Raw genomic sequence first — 17489 nt, 5'->3', positions numbered from 1 at the left:
CAGCGAACCAGCACCCACACCCGTCCACGGCACAACACCCTCCCCACCCAACAACCCCGCCGCATCCGGCCGCTCCGCACCCCCACCACCCGCACCGGCACCCGCCGCACCCGCCCCCGGCACCATCGGCATCAACGGCATACCGGTGCCTTCGCCCACTCCAGGGGTGGAGACGAGGCTGGAGGCGGGAAGCGCGGTGGGTGAGACGTCTGTGGCCGTGCCGGTGCCGGGCAGGCCCGCCGCCGAGGTGTCCGGGAGGCCGGTCGCCGTGCTTCCGGGGAGGTCGGGAACCGAGGCACCGCCGGTCCAGGTGTCCGGCAGCTCGCTCAGTGAGGCCCCGGTGCCGTTCGTCCCCGTGCCTCCGGCGCCCCCGGCGGAGGTGGACGGAACGGAACCGAGCGAGCCCAGCGGGAACGGGGACGCCGGAAGGGCGGCACCGGTGCCGGTGCCGCCGGTCGTCGGGTTGAGGACGCTGTCGAGCCCCGGGTCGAGGGTGCCCGTGTACGAGGGGACGGTGGCGCCCGTGCCGCCGGTGTACGGGGAAGCCGTACCACCCGTACCGCCCGCACCGCCCGTGCTCAGCTCGGGCGCAGTGACACCGCCGGTGTACGGGGAAGCCGTACCGCCCGTGTCCGGTGTCAGCAGCTCGCCGGTACCACCGGTACCGCCGGTCGTGCCCAGCTCCGGCAGGGGCGTGCCGCCCGTGTAGGGCGACGCCACCCCGCCCGTGCCGTCGCCGGTGCCCAGGGTCGACAGTTCCGGGGTGTTGAGACCCGCTCCGCCGCCGGTGCCGCCGGCCGTGTTCAGCTCGGGTGCGGCCGTGCCGCCGCCGAACGGGGAGGCCGTACCGCCCGTGCCGCCGGGGTCCAGCGTCGACACGTCCGGGGTGTTGATCCCGCCGCCACCGCCGCCGCCACCGGTGGTGGACAGGTCGGGGCTGCCGGTGGGCAGTTTGGTGGTGTTCGCGCCGGCGCCGTTCTTGCCGTTGGCGCTGCCGGGGTCCTTGACGGGAGAGACGACGGGCATCGGCTGCACCCGGCCGAGGACCTGGCCGACCTGCGCGTAGTTGGTCGCGAGCTTCTTCAGCTCGGCCCGCATGTCGTTGGTCATCATCTCGACGATGTCGGGCCGTTGGCTGACCGGGATGAGCCCGTTCGCCATCGGCTGCACACCCACCTTGATCGCCTCGTTCGCATACCAGTTGTCGATGGCGTGGATGTGGGCCTGGGCGACGGTCAGGGCGTTGGCGCTCCAGATCAGGTTCTGGCCCACCGAGCTGCCGGTGGAACCGCCGGAGAGCGCCTCGGCGTTGGAGGCCACCTGCCGGGAGAAGGTCGTCATGGTGTCCGCGAAGGCGTCGGCCGCGGCACCCTGCCAGGGCGCCCCGTCTCCCCCGGCCAGCGCCTTGGCCTGCGCGTCCAGGCTCTTGGCCACCATCGCGAGGACCTGCTGCACGTACTGGAAGTCGTTCGCCGCGGTCACCAGGGTCTGCGGATTGGCCACACTGGACGCCCTGGCCTCGCCCCCGGCGCCCGGCGTCAGGTTGGAGCCGCCGGTGATGGCGGCCATGATCTGCTTCCAGTCCCAGGTGTCGTAGTCGGCCGTGGAACCCTGGACGGTGGAGTCGACGTAGATGCCACTGTCGTCCTGGTGGAAGCCACCCTGGTTGTAATCGGGCATGATCCTGCGTTCTCCTGGGTCCTGGAAGGCCCGCCGCCGGCGGAACCGGGCTCCCCGGTCCCGTCGGCAGTGCGGCCCGCGGCGGACCGCCGGTGCCGGGTTACTGCTTGGTGGTGCTGGTCGTGGTGTTCTTCGAGCCGCTGCTGGTGGCGGAGGCGCCGCTGTCCTCCCCCAGCCGCTGGAAGTCGGCGGTGGCCTCGGCGAGCATCTCCTCCAGATCACTCGTCTTGATCGCGTTGAGTTCTTCCGTGGAGGTGTACTTCTTGCTCATCAACTGGGCACCGCGGCTGATGTCCGCGAGGCCCTCGGCGAGGTCGGCCAACGTCTTGTAGTAGCGTTCCTGCAGACCCATGCCGCCGTTGGGCCCGGAGGTCTGGGACCGCAGCTGGTAGGCGTCGTAGAAACCTCCCGGCTGTACGACGGTGGCCCCGCCTGCCCGCATGCGGTCCCGGGCCGCGACGACCGTGGGCACCAGCGCCTCGATGTTCTTCGCGAACAGGTCGAGCGAGGCGGTGTTCACGACCTCCTTGCCCGATCCGCCCGAGCCCTTGGGCACCGGCGGCGGGTCCGGCACACCCGTCTGGTCGGGTCCGCCGACGACGGCCGGCGGGTGCACGCTCGTGGGGTCCCAGTGCTGCGGTGTGGCGGTGGGGTCCTGATCGGCGGTGGGGTCCACGGGCGTCTGCGGAACCTCGGCCATCGCTACTTGCTCCAGAGCTGGGTGCCGTACTGGACAGCCGTCTGGTACTCCTCACGGCACTGGGCCGCCGCCTGCTGCACCGTCTTCGCCTGTCCCTGCATCGCCGTGGCCGCCGTGGTCCACTCCAGCTTGCGGGACTCGAACAGGTCCCGCGCCTCACTGGTCCACTCGGTCAGGGCGGAGGTGTTGCCGGAGCTGAACTGCGTGTTCAGCGAGTCGATCTCGGACTGGAGGACCGTGAGCTGGTCGAGGACCTCATTGAACGCGGCCCAGTTGATCGTATACGTAGGCATCTTCTTCTCCTCAGAATCCGGTGAGCCCGACCGGCTCGGCCGTGACCGCGCCGGCGCGCTGCGCGCCCTGGGTGGTGGACTCGTGCGTGGCGGTCAGCATCTGGGTGTGGGTCCCCATGCGCTCGTGCATCTGGTCGAGAACGTTCGCCACGATGGCGTAGTTCGCCATCCAGTTGTCGAGCGCCGACTTGAAGGCGGCACCGGCCGTTCCCGTCCAGCCGGCCTCGGCCTGCTCCGCCAGGTTCGCCATGGTCTGGTAGGACGCGCGGACGTGCTCGGCGGTCTGCACATGGATGTTGCCGGACTGGACCATTCCGTCCAGGGTTACCGACTCGACTCCGGAGGCCATACCGTTTCCCTTCACTGGGTGTCAGGACGATGAAGCCCTCGTCCCGTGACCGTCATCCTTCCCGCCCCGTCGGCGGGCCGACAGCGCCACCGGCGCGTAGTGCCCGCTGTGACACGGCCCTTGCCCGCCCGGCGCTTCATGCCACCGCCACGGCGTCCGGGCGGTCGGCGTCGGCCTCGTCCAGCGCCGCCGGCAGGTCCCCGGGGGCGATGACGCTGGTGAGGGCCGCGTCGGCCAGCCGGTCCGCGGTCCAGTGGGCGTCGAACGCCCCCCGGTGGGCGGGGGCGGCGGTGAACCGTGCGGTGAGGGCCTCCAGCGTGCCGTCCGCCGGTGCGAAGCCACAGGCGGCGAGCCGACGGACGGTGAGCCGGGCCAGCTCCTCGGGGGTGTAGGGCGCGAAGTCGAGGCGCTCCGCGAAGAGTTCCGCCAGGCGGGCGCCGTCCGGGCCGGCCAGCAGCCCGGTGAGGTGCCGCGGGTCGGCGGAGAGCACGAGCGCCACGTCCGGGTGGCGGGACGTCTCCTCGGCCAGGGCGGCGACGACGGCGGCCCGCTCGGGCTCCGGGCGCTGGAGGAAGTACGCGTCCAGTTCGGTCAGCAGCAGACCGCCCGCCGCCTCGTCGAAGAGGTACGCGGTGTACGCCTCGGCCTGACCGGGCCAGCGGGCCGGTACGGCCGTCAGCGGTATCCGGTGCACCGTCCCGGCCGGCAGCACGCCCAGCTCTGCGAGGGATCTGGCGTACAGCACGGCGACGGCGTCCCGGCCGCTGCCCTCCGCGCCGGCGAACACCAGGTTGGCGGCGCCGGGCGACGGCCCGCCGCGGTGGGCGGCGGCCAGCGCGAGCAGCCGCGCCCGCAGGGCCCGCCGTACGTCGTGGAGGCCGGTCAGGGCGTCGATGCGGGCGAGCCCGGCGCTCTCGGGACCGCCGGCCGCCGGTGTGCCGTCGTCCCGCGCGTCCGCAGCCGCAGCCGGGGACGCGGCCGGGGACGGGTCGGGGACCGTCTCGACGTCCGCCTCGGTGAGGCGGCTCAGTTCGGAGTTGCTGTCGGGCGCGGACACGGCGAGCCGCGACGCCTGCTTGCTGATCATCGTCTCGAAGAGCTGGCGGGCGACGCGGCCGTTGCCGAAGGTGGGGCCCTTGGGGATGCGTTCGAAGTAGCGGCCCACCGCCTCCAGGGCGTCGTCGGTCAGCTCGTAGTAGTGCTTGCCGCACAGGCCGCGCACGATGGTGACCAGCTCGTCCACCGTGTAGTTGGGGAACTCCACCGTCCGGGAGAACCGGGAGGCCATGCCCGGGTTGGAGGCGAGGAACTGGTCCATCTGCGCGCTGTACCCGGCGACGATGACGACGATCTCGTCGCGGTGGTCCTCCATCAGCTTCATCAGCGTCTCGACGGCCTCCTGACCGAAGTCCGGGCCGGTGCCCTTGGACTGGTTGGTCAGGGTGTACGCCTCGTCGATGAACAGCACACCGCCGAGCGCCCGGTTGAACACCTCGGTGGTCTTGATGGCGGTGCCGCCGATGATCTGCGCGACCAGGTCGGCGCGGGACACCTCGACGATGTGTCCCTGACTGAGGATGCCGAGTTCGGCGAGGACGGCGCCGTAGAGCCGGGCCACGGTGGTCTTGCCGGTGCCCGGCGGGCCGGCGAAGACCAGGTGGCGGCTCATCGGAGGCATGGGCAGGCCCATCTCCTCACGCAGCCGAGTCATCTTGTTGAGGTTGATGAGGCCGGTGACCTCCTGCTTGACGCTCTCCAGACCGACCAGTGCGTCCATCTCGGCGAGCGGTCCGGTGCCGGTGTGCCGGGCGGCCCGCGGTGCGGGCGGGGCGGACGCGTCCGGTGCCGCGGCGGGGGCTGCCGGGCGTCCGGTGCCGTCCCGGCCGCCCGGTGCGGCGGGGGAGTCCTCGCCGGTGACGTCGATGACGGTGAGCAGGGCGTCGGGACGCATGCGGTGCAGTGCCTGGCCGCCGTTGTCGCGGATCTCGCAGCTCTGGACGCGGACCGGTTCCTCGGTGTTGACGCGGATGCCGTCGCCCGCGTTGTCGGACATCACGCAGTGGTCCAGTTCGGCCCGGGAGGTCGCCTGGAGGTGCACGCCGTGCCCGCGGGCGCCGTGCACCCGGCAGCCCACCGCGGTGAGCCGGCCGCCGCCGGCCACCCGGACGCCGTCGGTGTCCGAGCCGCCGGCCTCGGTGTCCTTCAGGTCGAGCCGGGCGTCGGCGCCGACGGACACCCCGGCGTCCGTGACCACGCAGGACTCGGCGAGGGCCGTCGCCCCGGTCACCGCCAGCGCGGGCCCGTCGGCGGCGCGCAGCCGCAGCTCGTGCAGGCGGCCCGTGGCCCCGTCGGCCAGCTCGACGGCCGTACCCGGCCGCCCGGTCGACACCTCCCCCTCGCGTACGACGAGTTCGGCTCCGCCCCGCACCAGGATGCCGGCGGAGCCCGCGGCCACTGTCAGCCGTTCGCCCTCGACGGTGGCGCCGTCGCCGGCCAGCAGTCCGCGGTCGGTCTCGCGCACGGTCAGCGCACGCAGCACGGGCCGGCTGCCGCCGTCGATCAGGACGCCGACCGGGGTGCCGGTGACGGAGCAGTCCTCCAGGAGCGGACTGGACGCCTCGGTGATCCGCAGCCCGGCACGGGCCGCGCCGGACAGGGCGCAGCCGCGCAGCACGGGTGAGGCGCCGCCGGCGACGAGTACGGACTCTCCGCCCGAGCCGGTGAAGGCGCAGTCGGTGAGGGTGGTGTCGGCGCCGCTGGTCAGATAGGCGTCGAGGCCGGCGCTGCCGGAGACGGTGACCCTCAGCAGACCGAGGCGGCCGTTCTGCTCGGCCACCACGGCGGGCTGGCCGCTGCCGGTGACGGCGGTGTCCTCGACGGTGCCGTGGGCCTGGCCGTTGACACAGACACCGTTGCCGCCGGCGTCGTCGAGCCGGCAGTGACGGACCGTCAGGCGTCCGCGTTCGGTCACCACGATCGCGGAGGAACGGGTCCGCTCCACGGTGGTGCCCTCGACCACGTTGGGGCCGCCGGAGGTCACCACGATGCCGGCGCCGCCCGGGCTGGTCACCCGGCAGGAGCGGGCGATGAGGGTGCCCTGGTGCCAGGCGAGTACGGCCGTCCAGGCGTCGCCGGAGACCGTGCACTCCTCCAGTGCGGCCTCGCCCCGGCGGACCTCCACCACCGGGCTCTGTTCACCGCCGCCGGTCAGGGTCAGGCCGGAGAGCCGGGCCGCCTCGGCGTCGATCACGACCGCGCTGTCACCGGCGCCGTCGATCACCACACCGGCGGCGCCGGCGGCCAGGGTGACGACCCGGTCCACGACCAGGGACTCCCGGTAGGTACCCGGGGAGATGGTGATGAGCGCGCCGTCGACGGCCGCGGCCAGGGCCGCGCCGATGGTGCGGTGGGGGGCGGAGCCGTCCTGGGAGACCAGCAAGACCTGCCGGCTCATGATGTCGTCCTCGATTCGGGGGGCGGGGAAGCGGAGCGGGGACCGAGGGGGCCCGGTCCGGGAGTCGTGACGAGGCCCGGCGGTGCGCCGAACCGGGCCGACACGGCGGCGGGCAGCTCCGGCGCGGACTCGGCGTCGGCCGTCCGCCAGACGCGGTGGGCCTGGTCGAGGCCGGTCAGGGCGATCTCGTCCAGGGCTGAGGGTCCGCCCTCGACCCGCCCGTCGGGCGCGATCTCCGAGGCGGACAGTTCGCGCAGCAGGATCGCGCGGTGGTCGCCGTCCCTGGTGGCGAGGACCTTGAAACTGGTGCCGGGCAGGAAGAGGACCCGGTCGGCCGGTTCCGGGTCGAGGAGTGCGGTACGGCGGGCGGTCATCGACCAGATCAGGATGTCGGCATCGCCGGGCAGCCCGCTCGCGACGCTGGTCAGCGCCCAGCAGAACGCCCACTCGGTGACCAGCCGGCGCCGGGCGTACCAGGCCCACTCGGCCTCGTCGAGGCGGGCGCGCAGCAGGGTGGCACCCCGGTAGGAGGGCAGCCGGCGCAGTCCGGCGGTGACACAGCGGGCCAGGGGGACGTGCGGGCCCACGGTGGCGCCGCGGACGGCCTGGTCCAGCGGGCCGCCGTCGCCGCGCAGGTAGAGGCGGGCCGCGACCAGGTCGGTGAGGACGTCCTCGGTGGAGGTGGCCGTCGTGCCGCGCAGCCCCGGCACCTGGGACAGGACGCGGGCGACGGTGCCGGCGGCGTCGTTGTACTGCTGCCGGAACGCGCCGCGCAGCCACTCCCGTTCCCGGGCGATCCCCTTGGCGGGCGGCAGCGCGCAGGCGGCGGGGGCGGGCACGGGCTGGGGGTGGACGCCAGGGGCGGGAGTGGGGATGGGGGGCGCGGTCGGTTCGGGGGCGGGTCCGGGGGCGGGGTCAGGGGCGCGCGCAGGGGTGGGTTCAGGGGCGCGCGCGGCGGGCCGGGCGGCCGGAGCGGGGGCGGGCGCCTCGCCGGGCAGGGGGGCGGACACCAGCCGGAACGTGGGCATGGGCGGCAGAGGACGGGCTGAGGGCTCGGCGGGGGACGGGGCGCTGCCCTCCGGGTGGGGCGCCGGGGGCTCGGCGGCGAAGAGGGCGCTGCCCTCCGGGTCGGGGGTCGGGGGGACGCCCTCCGGGGGGAGGGCCGGGTATGCGGGCTCCGGGGGGAAGGCCGGGTCTGCGGCCTCCCGGGGGAAGGCCGGGTCTGCGGCCTCCCGGGGGAAGGCCGGGTCTGCGGCCTCCCGGGGGAAGGCCGGGTCTGCGGCCTCCCGGGGGAAGGCCGGGTCTGCGGCGGAGAGCACGGACGGGTCGCCGGGGACCGGCGCGGCAGATGCCCCGGAGGGCGCCGGAGGCTCGGGGTGCCCGGCAGCCGCAGGGTGCGCGGGGGATACGGAGGCCGCTGCGGGTGCGGAAGGGGGGGATTCGGAGGCCGCCGCTGGTGCGGAAGGCGGGGAGGCCGGGTCGGCCGGACGGTGGGGCGTGTCCGGGTGGCCCGGGTGGCTCCGGCCTGGGTGGCCCGGGTGGGCCAGGTGGGCCGGGTGGGCCGGGTGGCTCGGATGGCCCGGATGGCCCGGGTGACCCAGATGGCCCGGATGACCCGGATGGCCCGGGTGGGCCGGATGGCCCGGGTGGGCCGGGTCGCCCGGGTACGGCCCCTCCGCCGGCCCGGGAGCCGTCGCGTGCGCGCCGGCCGGCGCCGCCCCGGCGGTCGCCGTGAGGTGGCCGGCGTTCACCTCGGGGGCGACCGGCCGGTGCGCGGGAACGGGGGCCGGAGTCTCCGGCGGGGCCGTGACCTCCGTGGCGAGGGCGGCGAGGAATCCCGGGCGGTCCGGCGCGAGCGCCGTCCGCTCGGCGGCGGGGCGCGGGGTCCTGGCCGCCGGGGCCGGTTCACCGGCCCGCGTGGCGCGGGTCAGGTGTGCGGCCGGCACCAGCCGGGCGAGGCCGCGGGTGACCGGGTCGAGACGGGTCAGCAGGTGCTCGGCGAGTTCCCGCATCCGTCCGGTGGCCCGCGCGACCGTGCCGTGGACGACGCGCAGCTCACGGGGGTCGGCGGCGGCCGAGCGGACGGCGTCGGCCTCGGCAGGTTCCTCCGGGGGCCGCATCCAGAGTCCGCCGGGCACCACCTCCAGTACGGCGTCGTCCGCGTACCGGTAGACGCCGGGGGCGATCTCGGGCACGCCCGCCACCACCGGGCGGTGGCTCAGCACCGTGGGCGCGGTCGGCCGGCCGCCCGTCATGCGGGCCGGGAGGTAGCACAGTTCCCGCGCGTACGCGGCCCAGCCGAGCCCGCCCTCCTCGTCCACGACGTGGGTCCGGGGGGTCTCCCACAGGGCGCGGCCGACCGGCAGCCCGTTGTAGACCACCACCGGGGAGTCCAGGCGGTCGGCGAGTACCTGTCCGTCGGCGTCCCGGCCGGGGACGGCGAGCGGACCGTACCGGACGAACCGGACCTGGGAGCGGGCGCCGGGCAGGACCGAACCCCAGAACCGGGAGACGTCGTCCAGCGGCAGTTCCGGGGTGCCGGGGCAGCCGAGGACGACGGTGAGGAGTTCCCGCTGGCACGCCAGCCGGGCCTCCAGCCTGCCCCGGTGGTCGGTGAGCGCGGTCTCCTGGGCGCGCGGGCGCAGCCACACGCCGCTCGGCAGGGGGTCGGCGACCGCCCGCTCACTGGTCTCCCACAGCCGGTCGGCGACGGAGAACTCCCAGATGGGGGTGGGGAATCGGCGGGAGACCGGCACGGCGGGCCGGCGCGGCCCCAGCCGCAGCCAGCCGGAGCCGCCGTCCCCGGGGATGTACAGGACGCCGCCGGCGGCGGGGACCACGTCGCCGTCGCCGATCAGCACGGTCCGGTCGAGGTGGTCGGCGAGCCACTGCCCGAGCGGCAGCAGCCCGCCGCGCGGACGGCGGCCGGTGACCAGCCGGAAGGCACCGGCGCGGCGGTCCAGGAGGCGGGCGAGGGCGGGCCAGGAGGTCTCGGGGAGGTCGGCGGGCAGGTCGAGGACGACGAGCTGGTGCTCGGGGTCCTCGGGCAGCCCCCGGGCGAAGGCGAGGGCCTGCGGATCGACGGCGCCCCGCGGGTGGACCAGCAGGGCGTGGCCGGCGGGCCGGCTGTCCAGGTGCGGCGCCCGGCCCGTGCGGCGCGGCCCGAGTCCGAGTGCCACCTCAGCCGTCCCCGGAGGCGGCGGGCGAGGGGGCGGGGGCGAGGGGTACGGGGGCGAGGGCGCCCGGCCGGGAGAGGGCCGGCCCGGTGGGCAGCAGGTCGAGGACGGCGCGCGGGACGGGCCGTACCTGGCCGGCGCTGTAACCGAGCGCGCTCAGGACGCCGCTGTCGGCCAGCGGGTACTTCACGCCGAGTTCGGTGACGAGATAGGTGGTGGCGGGGTCGCCCGCGGCCGGCACCGGGAGGGCGGTGAGCAGCAGGCCGCGGCCGGCCGGTACGGCGTGTCCGGCGGGCGGTTCGTCCCAGGAGAGCGTGGTGCGCACCCGCGTGCCCTCGGTCCGCTGCCGCAGGCAGGCCGTCCTGCCGTCCGGACCGGCGACCGGGCCGGAGAGGAAGTCGGGCAGCCGGTGCAGCAGCGTACGGTCCTCGGAGCCGGGGGCGGCGGCCACGTCGGCGCGGGTCACCTGCCGGCCGGCGCCTTGCCCGGAGGCGGCGGCGAGGAGCTGGTACTCGGTCTCGTCGATCGGGGCGAGGCCGTCGGAGCGCAGGACGTAGTACCGGGCGGGTCCGGTGCCGTCGCCCGCGGTGGTGAAGACCTGGCCGACCTCGGCCGGTTCGCCGCCGACACGCGGGCCGGGCTTCCCCCGGCCGGGTACGGGGGCGGCGGCGACGGCCGGTCCGGCGGGCAGCGCGTCGAGCCAGGCGTCGGGGGCGGCCAGGGGGTCCTGTCCGTCCAGTTCGAGGGCGACGAGCGCGGACCGGCCGTCGATCCGGTGGCGGCGGCCGTTCCACAGCAGGTACGGGGTGCCGTCGCCGTCGCTGACCAGGATGCGCCGGTTGCCCGCCGGACCGCCCTCGGGCGGGTCGAGGTCGAGGGTCTCCCCCGTGCCGCGGCCCGGTGACAGGCACCGCGACCACTCCCCGGTGAGCAGGGACGCGGCGCCGGGTACGGAGTCCGGTGCGCCGGTGATGCCGACCTCGGCGCCGCGAGGGAGTTGCGGGAGACGGTGCGCACGGCGGTGCCGGCCGGGGAGCCGGCCGCGCCGAGCAGGGCGGAGGAGTAGTTCGCGACCGGGTGCAGCACCCCGTCGAGGTAGAGGAAGCGGGTGCCGGTCTCCTTCTCCACGACGATGGCGTGCGGTTTGGCCCAGGCCGTGTTGCCGCCGGGCCGGATCAGGCCGTACACGGCGAAGCCGGCGCAGGCGAGGACGGCCAGGACGACCCCGATGACGACGCCGACGACGCTGCGCCGGGCCGGTGGCTCCCCCGTCGCCGGTTCTCCGGTCACCAGCGCGGCGGCCAGCCGCCCGGTGGCGAACTGGTACGCGTGGACGTGGTCACGACGGCTTTGCACGGGTTCCTCTCAGCCGGCCAGGGAACGGAAGTACCAGTAGACGTGCAGGTGCTGGAGGAGCAGCGGGACCAGTGCGATCGCGGTGACCATCTCCAGGATGTCGGCGGTGTGGCCCCAGATGGGCAGCAGCCGGACCGACGGGAGGCGCAGCGCGCCGAGCAGGAGCAGTGCCGTCGCGCCGAGCAGCAGCACGGCCACGACGATGTGGGCGGCGGTCCCGCCGGGGACGAACAGCCACACCAGGCAGAGGATCAGGCCGAGGGTGCCGGCCAGGGCGAGCGCCACCCGCTGCCCGGTCTCGGTGACACCCCGGGAGCGCAGGGTCACCGCGGCGGCCAGGGTGAGGGCCAGTGCCCACTCGAACCAGCCGCTGCCGCGGGTCAGCAGCACCAGTGCCGCCGCGTACACGGCCGAGGCGCCGACGGTGAACAGGGTCAGGCAGGCGTCGGCGTCGGCGACCCGCCGGTCGAGGTCCCGCCGGGTGCGGGGGTCGGTGTCCTCCTGGAGTTCGTCGGCGTTGCGCGGCAGTTGCGGCACCCGCAGGCCGGCCAGGCGCAGCACCAGGCGCGGGGCGATGGCGCTGAGCACGAACAGGGTGACGGCGACGACGGTGGTGGCGGTGGTGGCGTCCCAGTCGAAGCCGATGGCGAGGCAGGAGCCGCTCTCGACGGCGAGGGCGACGACGAGGAGCGCGCCGAAGACGCGTGCGGGCACCTTCCCGGCGATCAGCAGGACGAGCGCCGCCGCGACCGTGCAGGCCCCGCCGGTCAGCAGTTCGTGACGGTCGGGCAGGGGCAGCGCCGCCGTGCCGCGGTGGGCGGTGAGGCCGGCCAGGGCGGCGAAGGCCCAGCCTGCCGTGCCGGTGACCAGGACGGCCCCGCCGTCCGCCGAGGGCGCGCGGCTGACGGCCACGCAGGCGGCCACCAGCGCGAGGGCGATGGCCCCGCACTCCACGGCGGCGTGCGGTCCGGCCGGCGCGGTCAGCACGACCGTGGCCAGCAGGAGCAGGGTGAGCGCGCCGAGTCCGGTGAACAGCCGCCGGGTCAGGCCGGGCCGCCAGCGGTCGGAGCGGGCGCTGACGACGGTGGCGACCCCGTCGGCCAGGTCGTCGAAGACCATCGGGGGGAGGGCGTCGTCGGTCCGGCGCAGGTGCAGGATCTCGCCGTCGCGCAGGCCGAGGGCGTCGACGGTGGCGTCCGGGTCCAGGGGGTCCTCCCCCAGGCGTTGCAGGACGTATCCGGTGCCGTCGGGGTCGTCCTGGTCGGCGAGCCGGTCGGCCAGGACGGGCAGCAGGGCGCCGATCGTGACCCCGCCGGGGACACCCAGGTCGACGCTGCGCCCGGGGCCGGCGACGGTGAGCCGGCAGGCCGCCGGGGAGTCGGGGCCGGACATGAGGCTGGCGGAGGTCATGGCGCTCCTGTGGGGGACGGCCGGTGCGGTGCGGGAGGACGGGAGGGGCCGGGCGGCGCGGTACCGGTCACTCCGGTTCCACCAGCGCGGTCTGCACGAGCCGGAGTCCGCGCCGGGTGACCAGCTGGGCGCGGCCGGGGACGAGGGTGCGGGGCTTGGCCTCGCCGATGAACTTGCCCTCCTCCTTGGGGTAGGAGAAGAGCAGGGCCGGGTTGCCCAGCTCCCACAGGCGGCGCAGTACCGGGTCCATCATGGCCCGCATGGCGCCCGAGGTGGACCGGGCGACCACCAGGTGCATGCCGATGTTGGCGCCCTGGGCGAGCAGCGGGACCAGGGGCGTGATCGGGCTGTCCATCGAGTTGCTGGCGAACATGCCGTAGTCGTCGACGAGGACGAACAGGCGCGGGCCCTGCCACCAGTCCCGGCGGGCCAGCTGTTCGGGGGTGATGTCGCTGCCGGGCAGGCGCTTGGTCATGGAGACCACGGTGCTGCCGGCGAGGTCCCTGAGGCCCTGGCTGTCGACGGCGTAGCCGACGCGGTACTCCTCGGGGACGGCGTCGAGGAGGTTGCGGTCGGGGTCGGCGAGCAGGATCCGGGCCTCCTCGGGACGGAACCGGGAGGTGACGGCGCGGGCCATCAGGCGCAGCAGGTTGGTCTTGCCGGTCTCGCCGTCGCCGAAGACCAGCAGGTGGGAGGTGGCCGAGAAGTCGTGCCACACCGGTTGCAGCCGCTGCTCGTCCCAGCCGACACAGACCCGCAGGTCGCCCTCGGCGGCGGGCAGCCGGGAGGCCAGCAGCCGGCTGGGCAGCAGCCGTACGCCGGGGGCGGTTCGGCCGGTCCAGAAGGTGCCGATCTCGGCGGCGGCCACCTTGGTGGCGGCGGTGAGGTCGTCGGTGGCGGAGGAACTGTCCAGGCGGGGCAGCGCCGACAGGAAGTGGTGTCCGGAGCTGGTCAGGCCGCGGCCGGGCTGCTGCGGCACCCCGCCGGCCTGCCGGGCGCCGACCTCGGACTCCATCGCGTCGCCCAGCCTGAGTTCGAGTTTGGTGCCGAGCAGGTCGCGCAGCCGGGGACGGATCTCCGACCAGCGCACCGCCGACACCACCAGGTGGATGCCGAAGGACAGCCCGCGGGCGGCGAGCGCCGTGATCCGGTCGTCGAGTTCCTCGTAGTCCTGACGGAGGGTCCCCCAGCCGTCGATCACCAGGAACACGTCGCCGTACGGGTCGTCCACGGCGCCGGCCCGGCGCTGCTGCCGGTAGGCGGCCATGGACTCCACGGCGCGCTCGGTGAAGAGCTGCTCGCGGCGCTCCAGGAGCTGCGTCAACTCCTCGATGGTGCGCAGGACCTTGTCGCGTTCCAGGCGGGTGGCGACCGAGCCCGCGTGGGGCAGCCCGGCGATCGACACCAGGCCGCCGCCGCCGAGGTCCAGGCAGTAGAACTGGACCTCCTCGGGGGTGTGGGTGAGGGCCAGCGACATCATCAGGGTGCGCAGCAGCGCCGACTTGCCGGTCTGCGGGGCACCGGCCACGCCGATGTGGCCGCCGGCCCCGGAGAGGTCGGCGACGAGCAGTTCGCGTATCTGTTCGTGGGGTCGGTCGACCATGCCCAGCGGAACGTTGAGCGTGCCGAGCAGCGTGGACTCGGCGGCGGTCATGCCGCGCACCGGGTCGGGCACGATGCCGGGCAGCAACTGGTCGAGGCTGGGTGAGTCGGCGAGCGGCGGCAGCCACACCTGGCGGGCCGAGGGTCCGGCGTCCGCGAGCCGTTCGATGAGGACGTCCAGCAGGGTCTCGTCGCTCTCGGCGGGTGGGGCGGGCGCGGGGGCGGGGCGTTCCTCGGTCTGCTCCGGCCGGTCCGGTGGTTCCTCGGCGGCGGGGCGCTGGTCCAGGCCGAAGGGCACGATCTCGTGGGCGACGGCCCGGTCGGGCTGTGCACCGTCCTCGCCGGCCGGGCTCTCGGGGCAGGGGCCGGAGACGTAGGCGGCCTTGAACCGGACCAGGTTGGTGGTGTCGACCCGCAGGTAGCCGTTGCCGGGCACGGAGGGCAGTTCGTAGGCGCCGGCGACGCCGATGACGCTGCGGGACTCCATGGAGGAGAAGGTGCGCAGCGCGATCCGGTACGACAGGTGGCCCTCGACGCGGTGGATGCGGCCCTCGTCCAGGCGCTGGGAGGCCAGCAGCAGGTGGACGCCGAGGCTGCGGCCGACCCGGCCGATGGTCACGAACAGGTCGGTGAACTCGGGCTTGCCCGCGAGGAGTTCGGAGAACTCGTCGACGATGACGAGCAGCGAGGGCAGTGGTGCGAGGGGCGCGCCGCCGAGCCGGGCCTTCTCGTACTCGTACAGGGAGGCGTGGCCGCTGGCGCGCAGCAGTTCCTGGCGGCGGATGAGTTCGCCGTCGATGGAGTCCTGCATGCGGTCGACCAGGGGGAGTTCGTCGGCCAGGTTGGTGATGACCGCGGAGGTGTGCGGGAGTTTCTCCATGTTGAGGAAGGTGGCGCCGCCCTTGAAGTCGACCAGGACGAAGTTGAGCACCTCGGAGGAGTGGGTGGCGGCCAGGCCGATGACGAGGGTGCGCAGCAGTTCGCTCTTGCCGGAGCCGGTGGCGCCGATGAGCAGGCCGTGCGGGCCCATGCCGGTCTGCGCGGACTCCTTGAGGTCGAGTTCGACGACCTCGCCGTCCTCGGTGACGCCGATGGGCACCCGCAGCCGGGTGCTCTGGTCCAGGCGGCGGCGCCAGTGCGCGGCCACGTCGAAGGTGCGCGGGTCGCGGATGCCGAGCAGGGTGGTCAGTTCGAAGTCGGACTCGAAGGGGTTGTCGGTGAGGTCGATGGTGCCGCTGGTGCGCAGCGGGGCGAGCAGCCGGGCGAGGTGCTCGGCCTGGGCGCGGCTGAGGGAGTCGGCCTCGGCGTCGGCGGTGGCGTCGGCGACGGGGAAGGAGACACGGCCGTCGCGGGCGGTGAGCCGGAGCACGTCGGTGCCGCCGCGCATGGCGCCGGTGACGTCCAGCAGGACGGTGTTGCGCAGTCCGGCGCCCAGCAGACGGGACCCCGCGGGCAGCGCGGTGCGGTGGGCGACGACGACCACGAAGGGTTCGGCGGCGCTGGGGGTGGCGTGGGCGTCGTGGTCGGGGCGGTCGAGGACGTCCGGGCCGAGCAGGTCGGTGAGTTCGGCGTGCTCCGTGGCGACCAGGCGCAGCGGGCCGGCCGCGTCGTACTCCTTGGGGTGGGCGTTGTGCGGGAGCCACTTCACCCATTCCCACTCCTCGCGGCCCGGCTCGTCGGTGAGGACGGCGACGCACAGTTCGTCGGGCGAGTGCAGGGTGACGAGCTGTCCGAGGACGGCTCGCACCAGGCCGAGTGCCTCCTCGATGTCGCCGGCCAGTTCGACGCTGGTGAAGCTGCGCAGCCCCACCGGGACGGGCAGGCCGGGGACGGTCTGGAAGGCGGCGGTGAAGCGGCGCAGGGAGATCGCGGCGAGCGGGTCGAGGTCCTCGACGGGCTTGGTCTCCGGGGGGACGAGTTCGAGGGCGGCGCGGCGGGTGCCGAGGCCGATGCGGACCTTGGCGAAGTCGTCGTGGGCGGCGCGGCGTTCCCACACCCGGGCGGAGCGCACCACGGACCACAGCCGGTCCGGCGGCGGATTGTCCCACAGGGCGGCGGCGAGCTGGGCCTCGGCGACCTGCCGGGCCTGGGTGCGGAGCTGGGCGAGGTAGCGCAGGTAGTCGCGGCGCTCGGCACGCATCCGCCGCTTGCGCTCCAGTCCGGCCCGGCCGATCTGACCCATGCTCATGGAGATCATGCCGACGCCCATCATCCCGGACATCATGTACGTGGAGGTCGAACCGCCGGCGGTGAACATCAGCGCCATCGCGCCGAAGCCGATGCCCATCGGCAGGACGACCATCACGGAGCCGAGGTCGGCGGAGGCGGGTTCGCCGAGGACGGGCGGCTCGGCCAGTTCGATCCGGGCCTCGGGCACTTCGGGCCCCGACACACGCGGCGGACGTTTCACGACCACGGTGTTCATAGGTGCATCTCCAGCCGGCGACAAGCCTCTAGGTAGGGCGAACTTAGGAAGAGGGGCGCGTGCCGGGCCAGCGCGGACCCGGGGACGTGCCTGGTCGGACACGACCACTGCCCGAACTCCCGGCGGGGCGGTGTCACCGGGTGGTGCGGGCGGACCACAGCACGGCGGTGCCGTGGCGGACGGCGAGGCCGCCGTCCGCCCCGAGGACCAGTTCGGCGCCGTCGTGCCCGTCGGTGCGGGTGGACCACACGGGGTGCATGGCGGCGGTGTAGACGACGAGGTTGCCGTCGCCCTGGAAGACCGTCCTGGCGCCCTGTCCGACGGTGCCGGACTGCCAGCGGGGGCGGCCCTGGCGGTCGTAGAGGACGAGGTTGCCGTCGCCCTGGAAGGCGAGGACGGTGCCGTCGGCGGTCCAGGAACGGCCGGGTTCCAGGACGCTGGTGCCGTGGATCACCGTCGTGGCGGGTGTGCGCCGCGCCGGGGTGGTGCCGGGTGCGGTGGGGGTGGCCGTCCGGGATGCCGCCAGACCCACGGGGACGGTCTCGGGGCCGGGGGCGGGGGTGGCCGTGGTACTCGGCGGGGCCGTGGTGCCGGGGGACGCGGAGACACCGGGGCCCGGTTCGGCGGTGGGGGTGGTCACCGGGTCCGGGGACGGGGACGGGGAGGGCAGGTCCAGGGTGAAGTCCTCGGTGGGGCGGGCCGCGTCGGGGCGGCGGGCGCGGTCGGACTCGTCCAGCAGCAGGACCGGGAGGACGAGGACCAGGAGGCTGACGCCGACGGCTCCGGCGAGGAAGTGCCGGGTGAGGTGGCTCCGGAGGGCCGGGGACTCGTCCGGGCCGGGGACGCCGGCGGCGGCGCCGGGACCGGCGCTCGGTTCGCCCGCCTCGTCCAGTGGCTGTTGCTGCCACGGCAGGCGGCGGCGCCACACCGGGGCGGTCGCCGGGCCGTCCGCGGGGTTCGGGGCACGGCCGGTGCCGGGGTCCTGCTGTGCCACGTACGCGCCTCTCTCGATCGGAAGGGCGCACGGGGGAAACCATGTGCGGT

9 protein-coding genes and 1 pseudogene are annotated in these 17489 nt (G+C 74.9%); all 10 read right to left on the bottom strand.

The window, feature by feature from the left end; translation table 11 throughout:
• A partial coding sequence (locus ACZ3IG_RS26715; RefSeq protein ID WP_467435213.1) for a WXG100 family type VII secretion target occupies positions 1-1680 on the bottom strand: 1680 nt, incomplete at its 3' end.
• Between the two features lie 100 nt (positions 1681-1780).
• Positions 1781-2380 carry a hypothetical protein gene (locus ACZ3IG_RS26710; RefSeq protein WP_467435212.1) on the bottom strand — a complete coding sequence of 200 codons (600 nt, stop codon included), beginning with the start codon at positions 2378-2380 and terminating at the stop codon, positions 1781-1783.
• A 2-nt stretch (positions 2381-2382) separates the two neighbouring features.
• Positions 2383-2673 (bottom strand): hypothetical protein, encoded by a 291-nt coding sequence (locus ACZ3IG_RS26705; protein ID WP_467435211.1) that lies wholly within the window; start codon positions 2671-2673, stop codon positions 2383-2385.
• A 10-nt stretch (positions 2674-2683) separates the two neighbouring features.
• Positions 2684-3022, bottom strand: coding sequence for a WXG100 family type VII secretion target (locus ACZ3IG_RS26700; RefSeq protein WP_467435209.1), 339 nt, complete (start codon positions 3020-3022; stop codon positions 2684-2686).
• A gap of 136 nt (positions 3023-3158) precedes the next feature.
• Positions 3159-6476, bottom strand: a complete 3318-nt coding sequence (locus ACZ3IG_RS26695) for a right-handed parallel beta-helix repeat-containing protein (RefSeq protein WP_467435208.1) — start codon at positions 6474-6476, stop codon at positions 3159-3161.
• On the bottom strand, positions 6473-9655 hold the full coding sequence (locus ACZ3IG_RS26690; protein ID WP_467435207.1) for a hypothetical protein: 3183 nt from the start codon (positions 9653-9655) through the stop codon (positions 6473-6475). The genes ACZ3IG_RS26695 and ACZ3IG_RS26690 overlap by 4 nt, the downstream gene beginning before the upstream one ends.
• A gap of 1 nt (position 9656) precedes the next feature.
• Positions 9657-10942, bottom strand: a pseudogene (gene eccB / locus ACZ3IG_RS26685) (type VII secretion protein EccB).
• 75 nt (positions 10943-11017) lie between these two features.
• Positions 11018-12418 carry a type VII secretion integral membrane protein EccD gene (gene eccD / locus ACZ3IG_RS26680; RefSeq protein WP_467435205.1) on the bottom strand — a complete coding sequence of 467 codons (1401 nt, stop codon included), beginning with the start codon at positions 12416-12418 and terminating at the stop codon, positions 11018-11020.
• A gap of 67 nt (positions 12419-12485) precedes the next feature.
• On the bottom strand, positions 12486-16445 hold the full coding sequence (gene eccCa / locus ACZ3IG_RS26675; RefSeq protein ID WP_467435204.1) for a type VII secretion protein EccCa: 3960 nt from the start codon (positions 16443-16445) through the stop codon (positions 12486-12488).
• A gap of 133 nt (positions 16446-16578) precedes the next feature.
• Positions 16579-17439, bottom strand: a complete 861-nt coding sequence (locus tag ACZ3IG_RS26670; RefSeq protein WP_467435203.1) for a hypothetical protein — start codon at positions 17437-17439, stop codon at positions 16579-16581.
• Positions 17440-17489 lie beyond the last annotated feature (50 nt).

The organism is Streptomyces sp. NPDC016677 (assembly GCF_055562815.1).
Note: the sequence above shows the minus strand (reverse complement) of the source record. Positions and strands in the feature narration are given on the sequence as shown.